The organism is Aeromonas sp. S2(2024) (assembly GCF_041402505.1).
GTDB lineage: Bacteria > Pseudomonadota > Gammaproteobacteria > Enterobacterales > Aeromonadaceae > Aeromonas > Aeromonas media.
The window spans coordinates 487,898-508,417 of the sequence record NZ_JBGLRL010000001.1 but is presented as its reverse complement, the minus strand read 5'-3'; the positions used below and the strand labels follow the sequence as shown (position 1 = coordinate 508,417).

Genomic DNA, 20,520 nt, shown 5'->3' with positions numbered 1-20,520 from the left:
GAGCGGCTCAGCGATCTTCCTTCTTCTTGCGAATGCTCAGGCCCAGCTCACGACCGCGCAGGCGGGCGTAATAGATGGTGCCGACGAAGGCCAGAGTGGTGAACACCAGCTCCACCACCGCCAGCCACCGCTCCCCTTCATCCGTGGTGATCAGGGTGAGGGCGTGGAGGAAGTAGGGCATCAGCACGAAGTTGCCCCAGGCATGGGTGTAAGGGTTGCCCTGCACTATCCCCTTCAAGGGGAAGAGCAGCGGCACCGTCCAGATCACCGGCAGCAGCCAGGGATTGAGATCCGGATGGGGCGAGAGCCACAGATGCCACAGGATGACCCAGCCCAGCAGACCGAAGAAGCCGACCAGGGTCAGCAGACGGGCGAAGCGGGTGCTCACTGGAGGATCTCCAGCACCTGCTCCGGCGGGCGGCCGATGCGGGCCTGACCATTCTTGATGACGATGGGGCGTTCGATAAGCTTCGGATGCTGGTGCATGGCGCGAATGAGGGCATCGCCGCTCATCTCGGCCAGCCCCAGCTCCTTGTAGAGATCTTCCTTGGTGCGCATCAGCTGGCGCGGATCGCGAAAGCCGAGCTGACCCAGAAGGGTGCGGATATCATCTTCGCTCGGCGCCTGTTCCAGATAGAGCACCACCTCCGGGGCTATTCCGTGCTGTTCCAGCAAGGCCAGGGTTTCACGGCTCTTGGAGCAGCGCGGGTTGTGATAGATTTGGGTCTCGCTCATGGTAACTCCCTGATATTGCAAGATGGGACAACAAATGGCGCTATTGTAGGGGAAACGGATGGGCAGGGTAAGCGGGAAGGATATGGAAATGAAACGAATCTGTTGGCTGATTGTGGCGACCCTGCTGGGGGCCTGCAGCCCGGCGCCCGACTTCACCGACGAGACGGGCAAGAGCATCAGCCTGAGCGCCCTGGCGGGCAAGCCGCTGCTGGTCAACTACTTCGCCCCCTGGTGCGCCCCCTGTCTGCGGGAGATGCCCCTGCTCGCGGCGCTGCACCGGGAGGGGCGGATTGGAGTGATCGCCATCAACTATGATCCCGCCTCCCCTGGTGAGCTGGCCGAGCTGGCCCGGCGCCATCAGATAGCCGTCCCCCTGATGGTCCCCCTCGATGAAGCCAGCCTCCCCTTCCCCAGACCCGGCGCGCTGCCCACCAGCTACCTGCTCGATGGCGAGGGCCGGTTGCAGGAGACACTGGTGGGAGAGATAGATGAACACAGGCTCGCCGACCTCAGGGCCTGGGCTGCAGCACAGCCCTGATGGCCCCATGACGAAACGGGGTGCCCCATCGCTGGTGCACCCCGTTTCGTCACAGGAGCGGTGAACCGGACTAGCCCTTCAGGCTGTCCAGATCCTTCTTCGCCCTCTCCAACTGGGTGATGCGTGCCTCGATGCGGGCCAGGGTCAGCTTGTCGCTGGTGGTGCCGCGAGCCACCACCAGCTCGTCGATGGCGGCCTGATAGTCGCCGCGCAGGGAGAGGGTCTCCGCCCGCGCCATGTGCAGGTCCGTCATCCTGCCGGCCTTGCGATAGGCGTCCGACAGCAGGCTCCAGGCCAGGCTGTTCTCGTCGTGCTCCCGGGCATAGGGGTCCAGGATGGCGATGGACTTCTGGTAGTTGCCCCCTTCCAGATAGGCGTTGCCGAGGTTGACCACTACCACCTCGTTGTCCGGCATCCGGGTGCGGAAGCGCTCCAGCCGGGCGATGGCCTGGGCGCTGCGCCCCTTGGCGAGATCGATGTCGGTCAGGGCATCCACCACGAACAGATCTTCCGGATGGCGGGCGGCCAGCCCCTGCATCAGGGTATCGGCCTCGTCGGTGCGCTTGAGCTGCAACAGGGCCAGCGCCTTGCCATAGGTGGCGGCGTCTTTGAGGGGGTAGTCCCCCTTCTGCAGGCGGCTGTCGAAATAGGTGAGCAGCGCCTGGGGGCTCTCGGTGCCATAACGCACCTGAATGCGCACCTTGGCCAGCCAGAAGTCGAGACTGGGGGGCAAGGCTCGGCGGCCATAGCTGCCCGCCCGGGCGCGGGCTTCGCTGATCCGGGTCTCGGGCAGAGGGTGAGTGAGCAGCATCTCGGGCGGCTTGCTGGCGTAGCGATACTCCGCCGCCAGCTTCTGGAAGAAGTTGGCCATGCCCATGGGATCGAAACCGGCGTCATACAGCGTCTTCATGCCGATGCGATCCGCCTCGTATTCGTTGTCACGGGTATAGTTGATGGCCGACTGCATGGAGAGCCCGAGGGTAGTCTGCAGCGCGGCGATACCGGCGGTGGGGTTGATCACCGCAAGCGCGATGGAGCCCACCAGGCCAGCCAGGGTCATGGCCGAGCTGCTCGCCTGCGCCTCCATGTAACGGGCGATGTGGCGCTGGGTCACGTGGGTGATTTCGTGCGCCAGCACCGAGGCCAGCTCGCTCTCGCTGTCGGCGTAGAGGAAGAGGCCGGTGTGCACCTTGACCCGCCCGCCGAGGAAGGCGGCCGCGTTGATGCTGGGATCGTTGATGAGGAAGAAGGTAAAGGGGAAACGTACCCCGTCGGCATTGGTGAGCAATCGCTGACCCAGATCGTCGATGTATTCGTTCAGCACGGGATCATCGATGATGGGCAAGCCCGCCCGGGCGAACCGCATGAAGGCGTTGCCATAGCGCACTTCCTGCTCGATGGGCAGGGCCGCGACCCCGGCGGTGCCGATGTCGGGCAACTGGTTGTTCGCCTGGGCATGGAAGGTGGCGCCCATCAGGGAGACCAGCAGGGGAAGTGATGCCATCAAGGGGGAAAAGCGGGCCACTGTGTTTCTATCTCCATCAGAAAGTGCTCGGGGGCAGAATACCCTTGCCCATCAAGGCCTACAAGCGTTGTTTCGCCCTCCCATCGCGGCCATAATGACGGCCATCACGCACCATGGAGCCTCCCCCGATATGGAACCGCACTGGGAACAGCTCGACCTGACCCCCTGGCGCTGCCCGGAGCCGCTGATCCGGCTCAAGCTCTGGTTGCGCGGCGCCCGGGCCGGTCAATCCCTGCTGATCCTGCTCAAGGATCCCGGCTCCCGCCAAGACATTCCGGCCTGGTTGCTGCGGCAGGGCCATCAGGTGCAGCGCCTGCAGGAGTCAGACGCAGCTCTCACCCTGCGGCTCGTCGTCCAAAACCGGCCATCATGATGGTGCCAATGCCCATGATATGGACCAACACCGGATCGACCCTTTCCATCGCCATGACCCGATAAACCAAGGAAGCCTCGATGTTAGATGTATTGAAGCGCTGGTATCAGACCCGTTTTTCCGACCCCGATGCCGTCACCCTGTTCCTGCTGCTGGTGTTCTGCTTCGCGGTGCTCTGGCTGTTCGGCGATCTGCTGGCGCCGCTGCTGGTGGCCGTGGTGATGGCCTACCTGCTGGAGTGGCCGGTCAGCCGGCTGCAACGCACCGGGCTCTCCCGTACCTTCGCCACCAGCCTGGTGCTGCTGCTGTTCATCACGGTGACCACCCTGATGGTGCTGGGCCTCATTCCCACACTGGTGAGCCAGGGCGTCAACCTCGCCAAGGAGGCGCCGTCCATGCTGGCCCATGCCCAGGACGCTGTGCGCACCCTGCCACAGAAGTACCCGGAGATCATCGACGTCAGCCTGGTCGAGACCATCATCGACAACATTCGCCAGCGTATCCTGGCAGGCGGCGAGCAGTTGGTGAGCGCTTCGCTCAGCTCCCTCATCAACGTGGTAGCCATCCTCATCTACGCCATCCTGGTGCCCCTGATGGTGTTCTTCATGCTCAAGGACAAACAGGTGCTGATGGGCGGCCTGCGCCGCTTCCTGCCCCGCAACCGCACCCTGGTCAACCGGGTCTGGGTGGAGATGAACGACCAGATCATCAACTACATCCGCGGCAAGGTGATCGAGATTCTCATCGTCGGGGTGGCGACCTATGTGCCCTTCGCCCTGATGGGGCTGCGCTACTCGGTGCTGCTGGCGGTGGCGGTCGGTTTCTCCGTGCTCATCCCCTACATTGGGGCCGTGGCGGTGACCGTGCCCGTCGCCATGGTGGCCCTGTTCCAGTGGGGACTGACCCCGGACTTCGCCTGGCTGATGGTGGCCTATCTGGTCATTCAGGCCCTCGACGGCAACCTGCTGGTACCCCTGCTCTTCTCCGAGGCGGTCAACCTGCACCCTGTGGCCATCATCATCGCCGTGCTGGTGTTCGGCGGGCTCTGGGGCTTCTGGGGCGTCTTCTTCGCGATTCCCCTGGCAACCCTGGTGAAAGCGGTGCTCAACGCCTGGCCCAAACGGGACGATCTTCCCCGCCCCGCCCCCTGATGACGGGAGAAGCCGCCACCTCTTTTCTGTTATTGCCGCGATCTCGTCGACCACAGACTCCGTTCCCGCCTGAATCCAGGCGGGACACCATGACGCTATCGACTTGAATTTCAAATAAAAACAGGCTTCACTGACAAGGTCATCGGCAGTATGCTCTGCCAGCCCCGACTCTGAAGGATCAGTCCATGCCCCCTGTTCGCCCCCTGCACCGCGCCGCCCTTGGCGCGCTCCTGACCCTGCTGTTCGCCACCCCGGCCCGGGCCGAGGTCGATCTCGGCTCCCTCGATATCTTCGTGCAGGACAGCCCCACCAGCCCGGTGCCCAAGGGGCTGGTGCTGGGCGGTGCCGTCATCGGTGGCGATGCCCGCTATCAGGGCCAGGATGACACAGCCCTCGCGATACCGGGTTTCATCTACTTCGGCGATCAGTTCATGTTTCTCGGGGACAGGGCCCGCTACTACTTTCACAAGGATGACAGTTTCGCCGCCTACGGTTACGGCAGGATGCGCTTTGGCAACCTGGATCCCGACGATGCCCCCGAGCTGGCCGGCATGGAGCAGCGCAAGTGGCAGCTGGAAGGGGGCATAGGCGCCAGCCTCATCACCCCCTATGCCCTGCTCAGCACCCGCCTCAGCACTGATGTGACCGGGCGCAGCAACGGCCAGGAGCTGCTGCTGTGGGCCGACTTCCCCATATTGCGGGACAAGCTGCTCATCATGCCCGGCATGGGGATGATGATCCGCAGCGACAAGATGGCGAACTACTACTTTGGCGGCGTCTCGGGGGGCGAGGCCAGGGCACAACGCCCCGAGTGGGACACGGGCACCACCCTCTCCCCCATGGTGGCCATCATCACCAGCTACCGTTTCAGCCCCCACTGGATCGGCATGTTTGCCGCCAACTACGAACGCTACGACGACGACATCGCCAACAGCCCCATCGTCCAGCACGATGGCGAACTCTACGCCGGCTTCGGCGTGGGCTATATCTGGTAACCCCATCCGGCAGGACTGAATAACAGAAAAGGAGCCCATGGCTCCTTTTCTTGTGCTATCGGGCAATGCATCACCCTTGCAACCCGGCCAGGAACTCGGCCAGCGTCCGGTTGACGAACTCGGGGTTCTCCAGGGTCGAGATGTGGCCCGCAGCCGGTATCTCCCTGAAGGGGCAGTTCAGCACCTCGGCCATCAGATAGCCCTCCAGCACCGGGCGCGCCTTGTCCTCGCAGCCTGTCATCACCAGGCTCGGCATCGCCATCTCTTCGAGCCACTCGATGCGATCCTCCCGGGTCACGAAGCTGCGCCCCACCGCCACCAGACTCGCCACCTGGTCCGCTGGCCACTGGGCGAGCCGCGCCTTGAAGCCGCTCATCAGGGCGGGATCCGGCTCATGGGCGAAGAAGAGCGGCGCCACCTGCTCGATGACGGGGGCAGGCAGGGTGCCCAGCTGCTCTATCATCGCCAGCATGCCGAGGTAGCGCTCGCAGGGGATCTGGGGCTCCCAGCCAACGAAGGTATCCATCAGCACCAGTCCCTTGAGCCGCTTGGGCGCCATGCGCGCGAGCTCCACGCCCCACATGCCGCCAATCGACAGCCCCACCAGCACGCACTGCTCGATGTGGAGGGCATCGAGCAGTGCCAGGTGATCCCGGGCCAGGGTTGCCAGGGTGCAGCCACCGTCAGGGAGCACGTCGGAATCACCGTGGCCCCACAGCTCGGGGACGATGCAGCGATAGCTACCCTTGAGCGCCTCGACTTGCGGCGCCCACATGGCACTGTCCCACAGATAGCTGTGGCCAAAGAGCAGCACAGGGCCCTGCCCCTCGTCCAGATAGGCCATGCGGCGACCCGCTATCTCCATAAAATGCTTCATGTTATCTCCTGTTGCCAGCGGCTGATGAGGCGGCAGTATCAATCGCCATACATTGCCTCATGTTTTTTCTATTGCCAGCGGCTGATGAGGCGGCAGTATCAATCGCCATACATTGCCTCATGTTTTCTTCTGTCTTGCTGCCAGCGATGGGGCGGCAGTGTAACACGTCGGCCTTGGCAGTGGCGCCTCCCTGGGGCAAGCTGGGACGACCCACAGAAAGGACTCGAACAGGAGAAGACCATGCCGAAGGAAAAGAGCAAGAAACGCCCGCGTCTGGACAAGAAAACCTATGAGCACAGCCTCGCCCGCCTGCACGAAGAACTGGTCAAGCTGCAGGAGTGGGTCAAGCAGGAGGGACTCAAGGTGGTGGTGCTGTTCGAGGGGCGCGATGCCGCCGGCAAGGGGGGCGTCATCAAGGCGATCACCGAGCCGCTCAATCCTCGGGTCTGCCGGGTCACCGCCCTGCCCGCCCCCTCGGACAGGGAACGCACCCAGTGGTACTTCCAGCGCTATGCCGCCCACCTGCCGTCGGCGGGCGAGATGGTGCTGTTCGATCGATCCTGGTACAACCGGGCGGGAGTGGAGCGGGTGATGGGTTTTTGCACCGACGCCGAATACCGCGAGTTTCTGCGCGCCTGCCCCGAGTTCGAGCGGATGCTGACTCGTTCCGGCATCACCCTCATCAAGTACTGGTTCTCGGTCAGTGACGAGGAGCAGGAGAAGCGCTTCAAGGAGCGCATCAACACCCCCATCAAGCGCTGGAAGCTCAGCCCCATGGACCTGCAATCCCGCTCCCGCTGGGTGGAGTATTCACGCGCCAAGGATGACATGTTCACCTACACGGATACCGAGGACTGCCCCTGGTTCGTGGTCGATGCCGACGACAAGCGCCGCGCCCGCCTCAACTGCATCGCCCACCTGCTCGGCAAGGTGCCCTACGAGGCGATCCATTACGAGCCCATCACCCTGCCCCCCATCAAGACCGAGGGCTATGAGCGCCCGCCCCTGACCAGCCAGACCTTCGTGCCCGACATCACCGCCGATCTCGAAGCCTGAACCTTGCGCCCTGCCGGCTCGATTACCGAAACGACAGGCAATAAAAAGCCGGTCTTTCGACCGGCAAAAAGGCATTGAATACTAAAGAAAACCAACGCAAAAAAATCATCAAGTACGGATATATCTGGCGGTACGGGGGAACGCCTGCTCCTTGGCATCGAACAGGTAGCAAGCCTCCGCCGGAATGCCGACGCTGTACTCCTGACCCGTGGCCACGTCCACGTCCGAGCTGGCCTTGACGGTGAAGTCGTGACCATCCACGTCCATGTAGACGAAGGACTCGGCACCCAGGTGCTCGGCTACCTGCACCACGCCGCTAACCTTGCTGTCGGCATGGGCATGATCGAGCGGTACCAGGTGCTCGGGACGAATGCCCAGCTCCACCTTGTCACCGACCGCGCCGCTGCGGGCATCGACCCGGGCACGCACGGTGTCGCCGGAGGTCAGCTTGATCACGCACTCCTGCTCGCCTATCTCCAGCAGCTCGCCCGCCAGGAAGTTCATCTTGGGGGAGCCGATGAAGCCCGCCACGAACTTGTTGTCCGGGTTGTGGTAGAGCTCAAGCGGGGTGCCGAACTGCTCCAGGTTGGTGGTCGCCTCACCCTTGAGCGGGCTCAGCACCACGATGCGGTTGGCCAGGGTCATGGCCTCCACCTGATCGTGGGTCACGTAGATGATGGTGGAGTTGAGCTCCTTGTGCAGCTTGGCGATCTCGATGCGCATCTTGACCCGCAGGGCGGCATCCAGGTTGGACAGGGGTTCATCGAACAGGAACACCTGCGGCTGCTGTACGATGGAACGGCCGATGGCCACCCGCTGGCGCTGACCGCCGGAGAGGGCCTTGGGCTTTCTGTCCAGCAGGGGCTCGAGCCCCAGGATCTCGGCGGCACGCATTACCCGCTTGTGGATGTTCTCCTTGTCCATCTTCTTGAGCTTCAGACCGAAGGCCATGTTCTCGTAGATGTTCATGTGCGGGTAGAGGGCGTAGGACTGGAACACCATGCCCACGTTGCGCTCCACCGGCGGCACGTCGTTCATGTAACGACCGCCGATGGTCAGCTCACCGCTGGTGATGTCTTCCAGCCCTGCGATCATCCGCAGCAGAGTGGATTTGCCGCAACCGGACGGGCCGACGAAGACGATGAACTCCCCTTCCTTGATGGCGAGGTTGATGTTGCGCAGCGTGTCCTTGTGGACCGCCGGATCGTAGTTTTTGCGAACGTTGTTGAGTACTACTTCAGCCATGACGAGCTCCGCTCTTGAATCTTTGCAAATCGTGACGGCCGGGGGAGCCTGCTCCCCCGGCCATTAACCTTAACCTTTCACACCGCCCGCGGTGAGGCCACCCACCAGCCAGCGCTGCGCCATGAGGAAGACGACAGTGATGGGCAGACCGGACAACACGGCGGCTGCGGCGAAGTCACCCCACAGATAGTTCTGCGGATAGAGGTATTGCTGGGCACCGACCGCCAGGGTCAGGTTGTTCACATCCTGCAGCAGGATGGAGGCCACGGGCACCTCGGTGATGGAACCGATGAAGGCCAGAATGAACACCACCGCCAGGATGGGCACCGACAGGGGCAGCAGGATCAACCTGAATGCCTGCCAGGGAGTCGCACCATCGATGGCCGCCGCTTCTTCAAGCGAAGAGTCGATGGTCTCGAAGTAGCCCTTGATGGTCCACACGTGCAACGCGATGCCGCCCATGTAGGCCAGGATCAGGCCGCCGTGGGTGTTCAGACCCAACCAGGGGATGTAGTCACCAATCTTGTTGAAGAGCGCATAGATGGCCACCAGTGCCAGCACCGCCGGGAACATCTGGAAGATCAGCATCCCCTGCAAGATGGTCTGCTTGCCACGGAACCGCAGGCGGGCAAACGCATAGGCACAGGTGGTGGAGAGCACCACTATCATCAGGGCGGTGATGCCCGCGATCTTGATGGAGTTCCACAGCCAGGTCAGCACTGGGAACGGTGGCGGCGTGATGCTGCCATCGGCGTTGGTGATGGACATGCCGAGCGCCAGCTTCCAGTGATCCAGAGTCGGATTGGAGGGGATGATCTCCCCCACCGAGAAGTTGCCGTTACGGAACGAGATGGCGATAACCATGATCACCGGGAAGATGATCAGTGCGAGGAAGCCCCACATGACCAGGTGGGTTGCCCACACCCGGTATTTCACTGATTTGGGTTGTACGATAGCCATTGAGAAGCCTCCTTACAGCTTGTCCGCTTTGGACAATTTCAGGTTGAGCAGTGCAAGCGCGCCGACGATCAGGAAGATGGCGGTGGCGATGGCACTGGCCAGACCGTAGTCCTGACCACCCGAGCCCTGGAACGCGATCCGGTAGGTGTAGTTCACCAGCAGATCCGTGGTCCCGGCCGGGGTACTGGCCCCTATGATGTCCGGCGCTCCGTTCGTCAACAACTGGATAAGCACGAAGTTGTTGAAGTTGAAGGCAAAGGATGCAATCAACAGGGGCGTCAGCGGCTTCATCAAGAGCGGTACCGTGATCTTGAAGAAGTTCTGTACCGGACCCGCACCGTCCATGGCGGATGCCTCATAGAGATCTTCCGGGATGGCCTTGAGCAGCCCCATGCAGAGGATCATCATGTAGGGATAGCCGAGCCAGGTGTTGACGATGAGGATCATCACCTTGGCCAGGAAGGGGGTGGTGTACCAGTCCGGCTTGATGCCGAACGCCGCTTCCAGGAACAGGTTGATCTCGCCAAAGTTCTGGTTGAACAAGCCCTTGAACACCAGGATGGAGATGAACGCCGGTATCGCATAGGGCAGGATCAGCATGACCCGGTAGAAACCGCGCCCCCTGAGCTGCTCCCACTGCACCAGGCAGGCCATCACCATGCCGATGGCCAGGGTGAAGGCCACGGAGCAGGCGGAGAAGATCACGGTCCAGACGAAGATCTGCATGAAGGGACCCTGGATGCCCGGGTCTGTCATGATGCGGACGAAGTTCTTCCAGCCCACGCTCACCACGAAGCCAGGGGCTATGCCCTTGCCGACGAAGTGACCGTCAGTATCTATGTACTGATAGAAGCCGGTGTCCGGGTTAGGCAGCATCAGCTCGCCACTCTGGTTGTCACGCAGCAGGTTGCCGTCCTTGATAACGACACCGGACTGCTTGAGCACGGCTCCGTCCACCAGCTGGGTGTAGAGGGGCTTTTGCGCCGCGAACTTGCGCAGGCTGCTAAGGGTCAGGTGAATATTGCCATCCGGCAGTACCAGATCCAGAGCACTCAGGTGAGTACGGTGATCGACGATGGCACGGATGGGTGCCGCTTGGTCGATCGCTTCCCCGTTCAGGGGTTGCAACTGAACAGCCTGTGGCTCGTCATGAACCCGGCCCTCACGGACGGCCAGTTCACGTGCCTTGTTGTTCAGCAAGGTAAGGGGTTGACTGATAAAGGATTGGTCGTCCTGTTGCAGCAGCAGCTGAAACTGATTGTTCTCACCACCCAGAAGGGTGAAATCGAATTCACCGCCGGTCACCTTATAGATTTTTTTCAGATGGAAATCCCGTGCCTGCTCGAGGGAGAGCAAGTTGGACCCCGAATAGTTGGTGAAGGCGATGCCGATCGTGTAGGCAAGAGGGAAGATGATAAAAACAACCATGCCTGCCACACCGGGGAAAATATAGCGGTGGGCATAGGTCTTCTTGTTCATGAAGACATAGAGACCGACGGAAACGACCACCAGATCGAGCAGGGCAAACACCCACTCGCCGCTGGCATACATCATCACGGCCGCATAACCATTAAGCACTGCGATCAGTGCCGCCATGGTCCACTTCAGCCAGACGTACTTGTCTTTCTTCGGACCGGCATAGGATTCAATAGAAGGTACTACTTCCATGCCAATTAACCTTTATTGCGCCAAGAGAGATTGGAGAGAGTGGGAGGCCGTTGCGGCCTCCCGGGTAGTGTGTGCTTACTGGACGATGCGCTTGGCAGCGGTATCCAGGGCTTCGTCAACGCTCTGACGGCCAGAGGTGACGTTCTTGAGGGCAGTTTCGAAGGAAGACCAGAAACGGCTCATCTCAGGCACGGACGGCATCGGCTCGCCATTCTGGGCGTTCTGCATGGTGGCCTTGATGTTGGGGTCGGTTTCCAGAGTCTTCTGGAAGGACTTCAGCGCCACGGCACCCAGCGGCTTGTCGGCGTTCACCGGTGCCAGACCGGCATCGGTCAGCAGGTAGTTCTCGAGGAACTCGATGGCCAGATCCTTGTTCGGGCTGGCGGCGTTGATGGTGGCACCCAGTACGCCGACGAAGGCCTTGGCCGGATTACCCTTCAGGGTGGGCAGCGGCGCTACGCCGTACTTGATGCCGCTCTTGTCCAGGTTGCTCCAGGCCCAGGGGCCGTTGATCATCATGGCCACTTCGCCCTTGTTGAACTTGGCATCCATGACACCGTAGTCGATGCCCTTCTCCAGGTGACCGGACTTGATCATCTCGGAGATGTAGCCGACGCCCGCCTTGGCACCCGCGTTGGCCACGCCGGTGTCTTTCACGTCATAACCGGTGGCGGTCTTCTTGAAGGCATAGCCACCGTTGGCAGCCACCAGGGGGTAGCTGAAGTAGGGGGTGTCATAGGCCCACATGATGGCGCGCTTGCCATTTTTCTTCATCTCTTCGTCGATCTTGGCGATCTCTTCGAAGGTCTTCGGCGGATTGGGCAACAGATCCTTGTTGTAAATCAGGCTGACGGCTTCCACCGCGACCGGGTAGCCATAGGTCTTGCCATCGACAGCCATGGCGTCCCAGGCGAACTGCTCGAACTTGGCCTTGGTGGCGGCGTTCGGCGTCACGGGCACCAGCAGACCGGCCTTGACCCACTCACCGTAACGGTCGTGAGCCCAGAAGAAGATGTCCGGGCCGTTGCCAGTGGCGGCGGCTTGCTGGAACTTCACTTCTACCTGATCCGGGTGAGCGACGGTCACCTTGATGCCGGTCTCGGCTTCGAACTTCTTGCCTACTTCGGCCAGGCCGTTGTAGCCCTTGTCACCGTTGATCCAGATGGTCAGCTGACCTTCGTCAATGGCGGCAGTGGCAGAGCAAGCCACGCCCAGAGTAGCCAGACCGATCAGGGATGACAGCAATTTCTTTTTCATGAGCCTTTCCTTGTATTAGTTCCGCGCTGTAAGAGCATTGTGTGCGAGATGAATATTATCCCAAGCCGTCACCGCCTCACATGACGCAACTCGCATTTTTGAAATGCAATTACGTATTTTCTTCCAGAAAGTTCTGAAAACATTTTCTTATTTCAGGGGGTTATCGCCATTTATTGGCATATTCCTCGCCAAAAATGGAAATTAAATAACCAAATGGAAATAAAAAAACACGAATGAAAGGGTTTTCACCTCATTGAAAACCCTTTCATGGTGGTTATTCTGTTTAATTTGTTAACAAAGCACCGAGTTGGTTTCGATGCGACTTACCCCCTTAAATAAAAAGACACCGCAGCGAAGTGCGGTGTCTTTTTGCCAAAAGTGGAAAGCAGATCACATTACGACTGACGCAGCAGCTGATCCTTGAGGTTGGGCGGCACGCCCCGTATGGTCAGGGTGTCGGTCTGGGGATCGTAGAAGACCCGGCTGTTCAGCAATTTCTGCTCGAAGCTCAGGGTCAGGCCGCCACCCGAGCCGACAAACTTGGTCAGGCCGCGCAGGGTGGAGCGATCGGCCGGGAAGCGATCTTCCAGCTCGTATTCCTGGCCGATGAAGCTGTAAAAATCGAGATCGCCATCGCCAGGCAATTCCGCTGACAGCTCCTTGATTTCGATCTCTTCACCGGCGCTGGCCTGCTCGGTGCAATATTTGAAGACCTGCTTCTTGTAATCATTGCGCTCGTCGGATTCGAGCTGGCGGCTGTCGCAGTAATCGTCCACCGCCTGCAGCAAGCCTTTATTTTGTACCTTGGCATCCATGCCCTCACGGGCACCCAGCAAGTCCATGAAAAAGTCCCCCAGCTTGCGGCCGACCCGCCCCTTGCTGAAGGTGATATAACGGCGAGAGTCTGGCTGGGTTTTCCACTCGGTCAGATCGATGCGGGCCACCAGGTTGAGTTTGCCGATATCCAGATAATGAATGTGGCGCAGGTCCAGCGCCTCACTGACGGTGACGCTCTCCTTGCCCTCCAGCAGGGCAACCATCATATAATCGACCCCGACATAGTTGTATTTGGCAATCAGCAACACGCCCTGCTCGTCCAAGGCGTGCTCCACCAACTGTTTGACCAGCATCTGGGTCAGGGTAATAGAGAAGGGGACGAATTCGGTCTGCTCGCCAAGCAGCTGTTCGAGGGCGATGCGAAAGGCCGGTGACGGCTGTCTGGGAGCCTCTTCACCTTCTGCCAGCTCGGCGACGTCGGCTTCCGGGTCGGCAAAGAAGCCGAAGCCCTTGCCACCCTTGCCGTTGTAGATGCGATGCAGTTCTGCCATCAGCCCTTGCACCGCCTCGTCGGCAGGCAGCGTCTGACTGCGGGTATCGGCGTGCGGCTGACCGTCATTGCCGGCGCGCAGGGAGTGAAGAATGATCTTGTCGATATCGAGACTCATGTCACAAAGCCATAGTGTTAGCCGAAAGGGTGAAGTATTATAAGGCGCTTTGAACCGAGATGAACCCAAGATTATGCCCATCGTATCAAAGTACAATAACGAGCAGTTTGACGCCCTGATGAACGACCTGATCACCGCCCTGGAGAAACACAAGGCGCCGGTGGATCTCAGTCTCATGGTGCTTGGCAACCTGACCACCAACATCATCAACGGTATGGCCCCGGCCCAGCGTCAGGCGATCACCGAGAAGTACATCCAGGCGCTCACCGCCTCGGTGGATCATCGCCACGATGCTCACTGAGTTTCTTCGCATTATTTGATGTTTTTCAAGCAGATGGATCATTATGGTCGAAACCGGCAACCCCTATCGTGATAACGTTTCTCGCCTGATCACCTGGGGGCATTGGTTCTCCTTCTTCAACATCATCCTGGCCATGCTGATCGCGACCCGCTATCTGGGTTCCATCAGCTGGCCATCGACCACGCTCGGGGTCACCTATCTCATCATCAGCTGGATAGGTCATTTCTCGTTCCTGAGCTTCGTCACCTATCTGCTGACCGTCTTCCCCTTGAGCTTCGTGCTACCCAGGGAGAAGCCACTGCGCTTCATCTCGACCATCATCGCCACCCTGGCGCAGGTGCTGCTGCTCATCGACACCCAGGTGTTCCAGCTGTTCAAGTTCCACTTGAATGGCCAGGTGTGGCAACTGCTGCTGGATCAGGCCCAGACCGAAGAGGGCTCGATCTGGAGCATCATCTTCGTCGCCGTGCCCACCATCTTCCTGCTGCAACTGCTGCTGTCGGCCTATGTGTGGCGCAAGATCAACAAGCGCAAGCGCCGCCAGTACGGCAATCAGGTGGGGCTGGCCCTGCTGGTCTGCTTCATGCTGACTCACCTGGTCAACAGCTGGGCCGATGCAACCCTGTATCAACCCATCACCATGCAGCGCGCCAACTTCCCGCTCTCCTACCCCATGACAGCCCGAAGCTTCCTGGCCAAGCATGGCTGGCTCGATCTCGAGCAGTATGAGAAAAAGGCCGAGAACCAGGGCAGCGCCGAGCATCGTCTGCTCTATCCCCTGCGCCCCCTCAGCGTGAGTGCGCCGAGCGAGCACAAGAACCTGCTGGTGGTGGTGGTCGACTCCCTGCGGGCCGACATGCTCAACAACATCAACATGCCCAATCTGCAGCGCTATGCAGATCAGCACCTCAACTACAGACGCCACATGAGTGGCGGCAACGATGACGCCATGGGGATGTTCGGCCTCTTCTACGGGCTGCCCGGCCACTACTATGGCGACATCCGTGCCGACAAGCGCCCGCCGGTGCTGTTCGACGAGATGCTGCGCCAGGACTACCAGTTCGGCCTGTTCGGTGCACTGGAAGACGCCAAGCAATATCAGCAGAGCCTGCTCGCCGGCCTGCGCAAGCAGGTGTTTGTCTCCCGCCAGAGTGATGACACTCGCCTCATCGGCGACTGGCAGCAGTGGCTTGGCACCCGCACCGCGGACAGACCCTGGTTCTCCCTGGTCTATCTCTCGAGCCCGGGAGATTATCAGGTGCCCGCCAGCCTCAAGGGCCCCTTCCAGCCCGAGCTGACCCGGTTCAACCCGGCCACCGCCTATAGACCCGAGAACCTGCAAAAGCTGGAGAATCGCTACAAGAACTCGGTGTTCTACACCGATCAATTGCTGGAGCAGATGCTCTCCCAGCTGCAGCAGCGGGGGCTGAGCGAACAGACCATAGTCGTCATCACCTCCAATCACGGCCAGGAGTTCAACGAAACCCAGAGCAACAGCTGGGGCTATGGCAGCAACTACTCTCCCTATCAGGTGCAGGTTCCTTTGGTGCTCGCCTGGCCTGGGATAGATAGCCAGCCACAGGAGCAGGCAAGTAGCCACCTGGATCTGGTGCCGACCCTGATGAAGGGCATGCTGGGGGTACGCAACCCCCCTCGGGACTACAGCACGGGGCGCAGCCTGTTCGACACCAGCCCGCGCAACTGGCTGCTGGCCGGCGATCAGAATGACTTTGCCATCTATCAGGACAACACCATCACCCAGTTCAACAAGCAGGGTGACTTCGAACTGCTGGATCGCGCCACCTATCGCCCCATCAAGCACGGCACCCCGGACATGGGCGCCATGATCCAGGTGATGAACGAGCTCAACCGCTTCTATCGCACCCCCTAGATGCTCTGATGGCGTAGGTGCTCTGACGGCTCCAATCAGCCCGCCTTCTCGGCGGGCTTTTTATTGCCTCAAGATCCAGTCAGGACACCTCACTTCCCCTCCCCCGGTCAGCGCCCTTCGCAAACGTATGCCCTGCAACTACTGATTCATCTCTCAAAAAACTCAGTCCGATCAAGATCATAAAACCAAAATGATAATGATTATCAATTATTGAAGCGAAGGGATTCATCTGCAATAATCCGCGCCCTTCAGGCTTAAATAAAAATCATTATCAACAATGAAAACACTGCTTCACTACTGGCCCATGCTGCTGTCCGGTACAGCCCTGGCCGCCAGCGATCCCGTTGGGACAGATCCCGAACCCAGGGCCCACGAGACCATAGTGGTCAAGGGGCAGCGCATCGAGCAGAAGCTGTCCGATGTCTCAGTCTCCATCACCGTCATCACACAAGAAGATCTGGATCGCCAGGTCGCCACCGAACTCACCGACGTGTTCAAGAACGAACCCGGGGTCTCGGTGACCGGCTCGGCCGGTCGGCCGGTCGGCCGCAGAACATCATTATCCGCGGCATGGGCGGCAACCGGGTGCTCATCATCAAGGATGGGGTGCGGGTCAGCGACGGTTTCGGCGCCGACGACCTCAACGACAAGGTGGGCCGTTTCAGCTTCGATCTCGATGACGTCAAGCAGATAGAGGTCGCCAAGGGTGCCGGCTCCTCTCTCCATGGCTCCGACGCCATCGGCGGCACCATTGTCATCTCTACCAAGCAGCCGGAGGACTACCTGCAGGGGCAGGATGCTTATCTGGGCAGCAAGGTGCTGCAGGACGGCAGCAGCGACAAGCAGAAGCTGAGCGCCACCGGCGCCGCCCGGGTATTGAATAGCGAGCACCTGCTGCGGGTCTCCGGCTGGCAGGGGCACGAGACCGCCAACTATGACGAGAGCCGCATCCCGGCGGATCTGGACGGCCTCAGCGCCTCCACCAGCTCCCGCTTCCCGTTAAGCGATCACCACCTGCTGCGCCTGGAGCTCGACTACTTCGAGGACAATGCGAAGCGGGATCAGGGGCCGCGCGAAGTGCCCCAGCCTGACGGCAAGTGGCAGGTGCGCCAATACCACGAGCAGGGCAGCCAGCGCACCCAGGGGGGCAAGCTTGGCTGGGAGGCGAGCGATCTCGACAGTCTGCTGGCGGATCAGTTCACCTGGAGCCTCTATGGCAACCACTCCAAGAACAGCGCCAACAAGCGCAGCCTGCTGCAAAACGACCTGCTGAGCGGCTATCCCCGCTACCGCAGCGAGCGGGAGCTCTCCACCTTCACCGAAGAAAGGGTCGGCAGCGAGCTGGACGTACGCCGGGATCTCGTCACCGGCGACATCGCCCACAAGCTGAACTACGGCGTCGAGCTGGAGCGTACCCGCCACGAGCGGCCGGTGGAGAAGCTGAGCCTAGAGGCGGGGGTGCCCCAGCCCAGCCAGTCCGAGCCCTTCAGCAGTGCCCGCACCGACCGGGCCGGCGTCTGGCTCGGCGACGTGGCGACCCTGGGCCGGTGGCAGTTCACCCCCACCCTGCGCATGGATCACCAGTGGCTGCGCCCGCAAGATGGCAATCAGGGCGAGAACCACAGCTGGCATCTCTCCCCGAGCCTGGCCACCAGCTACCGCGTCAACGAGCAGTGGCGCAGCTGGCTCAGCTATGCCAACGGCTTTCGGGCCCCCTCCTACGACAAGGTGTACGGCAACATTCCCCACTACTTCGCCCTGCCGCCATTCCAGATCATCGCCAACACGGATCTGAAGGAGGAGACCAGCCACAGCGTTGAGTGGGGGCTCAGCGGCGAGGGGGAGAACTGGAGCATCAAGCCGGCCCTCTTCTACAACCGCTACTACAACTTCATCGACTGGCGCGAGGTGGGATTGCGCCTGAGTGACGGCGTCATCCTGCGCCAGTACCGCAACGTGGCCAAGGCAGAAACCTGGGGGGCGGAAATCGCCGCCAGCTACTGGCTGACCCAGGAGTGGGAGCTGGCCACCAAGCTCGGCTGGGTCGACGGGGAAGACAGCCAGGGCGAGGCGCTGCGCACCCTGACGCCGCTGGAGGGCAACACCCGCCTGAGCTACCAGACCCATGACTGGAGCCTGGGGGTGCAGGCGGACTACGCCGCCGCCATGGACAGGGTGCCCAGCTGCGGCAACAGCCTGACCAAGCGCCAGGATGCCTGCCTCACCAGCGCGGGCTGGTTCAGCCTCGCCATGACGGCGGACTGGCTGATCACCGATGCCCTCAAGGTCAACCTCAAGCTCGATAACCTGTTCGACACCCGCTACACCCGCTATCAGGATGTGGCCGGGCTGGAAGCCGGTACCGATGCCGGGCTCTTCACCCAGAGCGGCCGCACCTTCAGTGCCAGCCTGCGCTACACCTTAGTGGGGATCTGATGCACAGCCTGCTTGTACTGGCCAGCCTGCTGGCCACCCCGGCCCCTGCCGCCCCGCTTCCTGAGGCAACCCAGGAGGCCGCGCCCCTTATCCCCGAGCGCCCACTGCTGATGAAGGGGGAGATAGCCCGCCTCGACCCCTATGGCGGCTGGCGTGACGACAGTCGCCGCGCCCCCGAGCTGCTAACGCTGCTGCGCGAGCAGAACCGCTGGACCGAACAGCAACTCGCCGGCCAGCAGCCGCTTGCGAAGACGCTGCAAGCCGAGTGGCAGGCCCGGGATAGGGGCGAACCCCTGCCAGAAGAGTGGCTGACCGAGGCCGGCAGCCAGTGGCGCATGAAGGCGGACGGCAGCCTGTGGCAGCGCAGCGACGCGCGCTCCGCCCCCCGCCAGCGGCTGGCCTCCCGTCAGCCCGATCAGGGTTACTACGAGGTTGCCGCCTGGGCCCTGCACCCGGATGGCCGCCTGCTTGCCCTGGCCGAAGACCACCGAGGGGACAGGGACTACCGCATCACCTTGCTGGATCTGGCGAGCGGCGAGACGCTTGCCTCTTTGCCACACCGCGCCAGCGATCTGCTCTGGAGCCTGGATGGCAAGGCCCTCTATACGGTCGCCAACGAGCGCCACACCCTGCGCCCCTGGCAACTGTGGGCCTGGCAGGCAGGCAAGGAGGCGCTGGTGCACCAGGAGGCCGATCCCGCCTGGCTGCTCAGCCTCTATCGCACCACGGACAAGCGTCACCTCATCTTGCAGAGCAACAACCACGACAGCTCGGAGCAATACCTGCTGGATGAGGGCGGTCCTACCCTGCTCAAGCCCCGTGAGCGCGGGCTCGAGTACTACCTGGATACCCAAGGGGACAGGGTGCTTGTCAAGAGCAACCGGGCCGGGGCCATGGGTCTTTATCAGGCACCCAGCCTAGCTCAGGTAGCGGCCGGGCTCTGGCAACCCCTCTGGTCAGGCGAGGGCCGGGAGCTCGAGAAGTGGCGCCTGTTTGCCCACCACACTGTGCTGCAATACCGCAAGGCCGGGGACGACTGGCTCGATGTGCTGGATGCAGGCGGCAAGCTGACCCACAGCCTGGCGCTCACCGAAGGGGCCGGCACGGCCTGGATCCAGGGTGCCCATGATCCCGCCAGCCAGCAGATTTTGATCCGCCGCCAGGGCATGGCCGAGGCGCCGCACCAGCGCTGGCTGGATCTGGCCTCCGGCACCTGGAGCCAGGAGCAGCTGGCCTCCTCCTCCCCCTACCGCAGCGAGCGGCGCTGGGTCGTCGGCCGGGACGGCGTCCGGGTGCCTGTCTCCCTGGTGTGGCGCAAGGACATTCAGGCGCCCAAGGCGCTGCTGCTCTATGGCTATGGTGCCTACGGCACCCCCATGCGCCCCTACTACCAGCCCCAGGTGCTGAGCCTGCTGGATCGCGGCTTCGTCTACGCCATTGCCCATGTGCGCGGCGGCGGTCTGCTGGGAGAGGCCTGGTACAAGGAGGGTCGCGGCCAGCAGAAGCAACACAGCGTGGACGATTTCCTGGCGGTGGCAGAGAGCCTCGCCCGGGATCCCGCCATCGATCCCACCCGGCTGTTCGCCATGGGCGGCAGCGCCGGCGGTCTCTTGGTAGCGGCGACCCTCAATCAGGCGCCGACTCGCTTCGCCGGCGCCGTGCTGCAGGTGCCCTTCGTCGACATGCTCGGCACCATGATGGATCCCGAGCTGCCCCTCACCCGCCAGGAGTACGGGGAGTGGGGCAATCCGGCCATCCCGGCCGACTATGCGGCCATGCGCCGCCTGAGCCCCTACGACAACCTGAACGCGGCCCCCTACCCGCCCCTCTATGTGACGGCCGGGCTGCACGACAGCCAGGTGCCCTACTGGGAGCCCCTCAAGTGGCTGGCCCGCCTGCGGGCCCACAGCACAGGGGCCGGACCCTATCTGCTGCACACCGAACTCGAGGGGGGCCACCTGGCCAATCCCCGCACGGCCGAGCTGCGCGCGGCCCGGGAGTATGCCTTCCTGCTCTCCCTGGCGGGGGTCCGTCACTGATGTCCGCATTCACCTTTTCTGTTTTGGA

General features: G+C 61.7%; 17 protein-coding genes and 1 pseudogene. 9 read left to right on the top strand and 9 right to left on the bottom strand.

From position 1 onward, the window contains the following. Positions 1–7 precede the first annotated feature (7 nt). Entirely contained in the window at positions 8–388 is a 381-nt protein-coding gene (locus tag ACB039_RS02385) for a DUF2069 domain-containing protein (RefSeq protein WP_043130029.1), read from the bottom strand. After that, on the bottom strand, positions 385–735 hold the full coding sequence (gene arsC, locus ACB039_RS02380) for an arsenate reductase (glutaredoxin) (protein WP_371165041.1): 351 nt from the start codon (positions 733–735) through the stop codon (positions 385–387). The genes ACB039_RS02385 and arsC overlap by 4 nt, the downstream gene beginning before the upstream one ends. A gap of 58 nt (positions 736–793) precedes the next feature. On the opposite strand from arsC, the gene ACB039_RS02375 reads away from it, so the two are divergent. Continuing rightward, on the top strand, positions 794–1,273 hold the full coding sequence (locus tag ACB039_RS02375; RefSeq protein WP_042648265.1) for a TlpA disulfide reductase family protein: 480 nt from the start codon (positions 794–796) through the stop codon (positions 1,271–1,273). 70 nt (positions 1,274–1,343) lie between these two features. On the opposite strand, the gene ACB039_RS02370 is transcribed toward ACB039_RS02375, so the two are convergent. Beyond that, complete coding sequence (locus ACB039_RS02370; protein ID WP_371165040.1) at positions 1,344–2,798, bottom strand: M48 family metalloprotease; 1,455 nt, start codon at positions 2,796–2,798, stop codon at positions 1,344–1,346. Positions 2,799–2,928: 130 nt separating this feature from the next. Between ACB039_RS02370 and ACB039_RS02365 the strand changes: the two genes are divergently transcribed. The 3 genes from ACB039_RS02365 to ACB039_RS02355 all read left to right on the top strand — a co-directional run bounded on the left by ACB039_RS02365 (position 2,929) and on the right by ACB039_RS02355 (position 5,317). Beyond that, entirely contained in the window at positions 2,929–3,171 is a 243-nt protein-coding gene (locus tag ACB039_RS02365) for a sulfurtransferase TusA family protein (RefSeq protein WP_042648267.1), read from the top strand. An 80-nt stretch (positions 3,172–3,251) separates the two neighbouring features. Then, positions 3,252–4,322 (top strand): AI-2E family transporter, encoded by a 1,071-nt coding sequence (locus ACB039_RS02360; protein WP_317841120.1) that lies wholly within the window; start codon positions 3,252–3,254, stop codon positions 4,320–4,322. Positions 4,323–4,507: 185 nt separating this feature from the next. Then, complete coding sequence (locus ACB039_RS02355) at positions 4,508–5,317, top strand: MipA/OmpV family protein (RefSeq protein WP_371165039.1); 810 nt, start codon at positions 4,508–4,510, stop codon at positions 5,315–5,317. A 70-nt stretch (positions 5,318–5,387) separates the two neighbouring features. Here the strand turns inward: ACB039_RS02355 and ACB039_RS02350 are convergent, their stop codons facing one another. Next, a complete protein-coding gene (locus ACB039_RS02350; RefSeq protein ID WP_371165038.1) occupies positions 5,388–6,194 on the bottom strand; it encodes an alpha/beta fold hydrolase in 807 nt (268 codons plus the stop codon). A 240-nt stretch (positions 6,195–6,434) separates the two neighbouring features. On the opposite strand from ACB039_RS02350, the gene ppk2 reads away from it, so the two are divergent. Next, positions 6,435–7,250, top strand: a complete 816-nt coding sequence (gene ppk2, locus ACB039_RS02345) for a polyphosphate kinase 2 (RefSeq protein ID WP_371165037.1) — start codon at positions 6,435–6,437, stop codon at positions 7,248–7,250. A 108-nt stretch (positions 7,251–7,358) separates the two neighbouring features. On the opposite strand, the gene ACB039_RS02340 is transcribed toward ppk2, so the two are convergent. From ACB039_RS02340 to yejK, 5 genes are all read right to left on the bottom strand, one after another. Continuing rightward, complete coding sequence (locus tag ACB039_RS02340) at positions 7,359–8,495, bottom strand: ABC transporter ATP-binding protein (RefSeq protein ID WP_005328154.1); 1,137 nt, start codon at positions 8,493–8,495, stop codon at positions 7,359–7,361. A gap of 69 nt (positions 8,496–8,564) precedes the next feature. Then, positions 8,565–9,455, bottom strand: a complete 891-nt coding sequence (gene malG, locus ACB039_RS02335; RefSeq protein WP_025326477.1) for a maltose ABC transporter permease MalG — start codon at positions 9,453–9,455, stop codon at positions 8,565–8,567. Positions 9,456–9,467: 12 nt separating this feature from the next. Continuing rightward, positions 9,468–11,123: a maltose ABC transporter permease MalF gene (malF, locus tag ACB039_RS02330; protein ID WP_139751570.1), complete on the bottom strand. Its 1,656-nt coding sequence runs from the start codon at positions 11,121–11,123 to the stop codon at positions 9,468–9,470. Between the two features lie 75 nt (positions 11,124–11,198). Then, entirely contained in the window at positions 11,199–12,380 is a 1,182-nt protein-coding gene (malE, locus tag ACB039_RS02325) for a maltose/maltodextrin ABC transporter substrate-binding protein MalE (protein ID WP_005328161.1), read from the bottom strand. A gap of 395 nt (positions 12,381–12,775) precedes the next feature. Beyond that, a complete protein-coding gene (gene yejK / locus ACB039_RS02320; protein WP_371165036.1) occupies positions 12,776–13,825 on the bottom strand; it encodes a nucleoid-associated protein YejK in 1,050 nt (349 codons plus the stop codon). A 73-nt stretch (positions 13,826–13,898) separates the two neighbouring features. On the opposite strand from yejK, the gene ACB039_RS02315 reads away from it, so the two are divergent. The 4 genes and pseudogenes from ACB039_RS02315 to ACB039_RS02300 all read left to right on the top strand — a co-directional run bounded on the left by ACB039_RS02315 (position 13,899) and on the right by ACB039_RS02300 (position 20,492). After that, the gene (locus ACB039_RS02315) at positions 13,899–14,126 is read left to right on the top strand and encodes a DUF1414 domain-containing protein (RefSeq protein ID WP_011705556.1); all 228 of its coding nucleotides are present in this window, start codon (positions 13,899–13,901) and stop codon (positions 14,124–14,126) included. Between the two features lie 43 nt (positions 14,127–14,169). Beyond that, positions 14,170–16,017 carry a DUF3413 domain-containing protein gene (locus ACB039_RS02310; protein WP_371165035.1) on the top strand — a complete coding sequence of 616 codons (1,848 nt, stop codon included), beginning with the start codon at positions 14,170–14,172 and terminating at the stop codon, positions 16,015–16,017. A gap of 277 nt (positions 16,018–16,294) precedes the next feature. Continuing rightward, positions 16,295–18,453, top strand: a pseudogene (locus tag ACB039_RS02305) (TonB-dependent hemoglobin/transferrin/lactoferrin family receptor). Then, entirely contained in the window at positions 18,453–20,492 is a 2,040-nt protein-coding gene (locus ACB039_RS02300; protein WP_005328171.1) for a prolyl oligopeptidase family serine peptidase, read from the top strand. The pseudogene ACB039_RS02305 and the gene ACB039_RS02300 overlap by 1 nt, the downstream one beginning before the upstream one ends. The last annotated feature ends 28 nt before the right edge of the window (positions 20,493–20,520 follow it).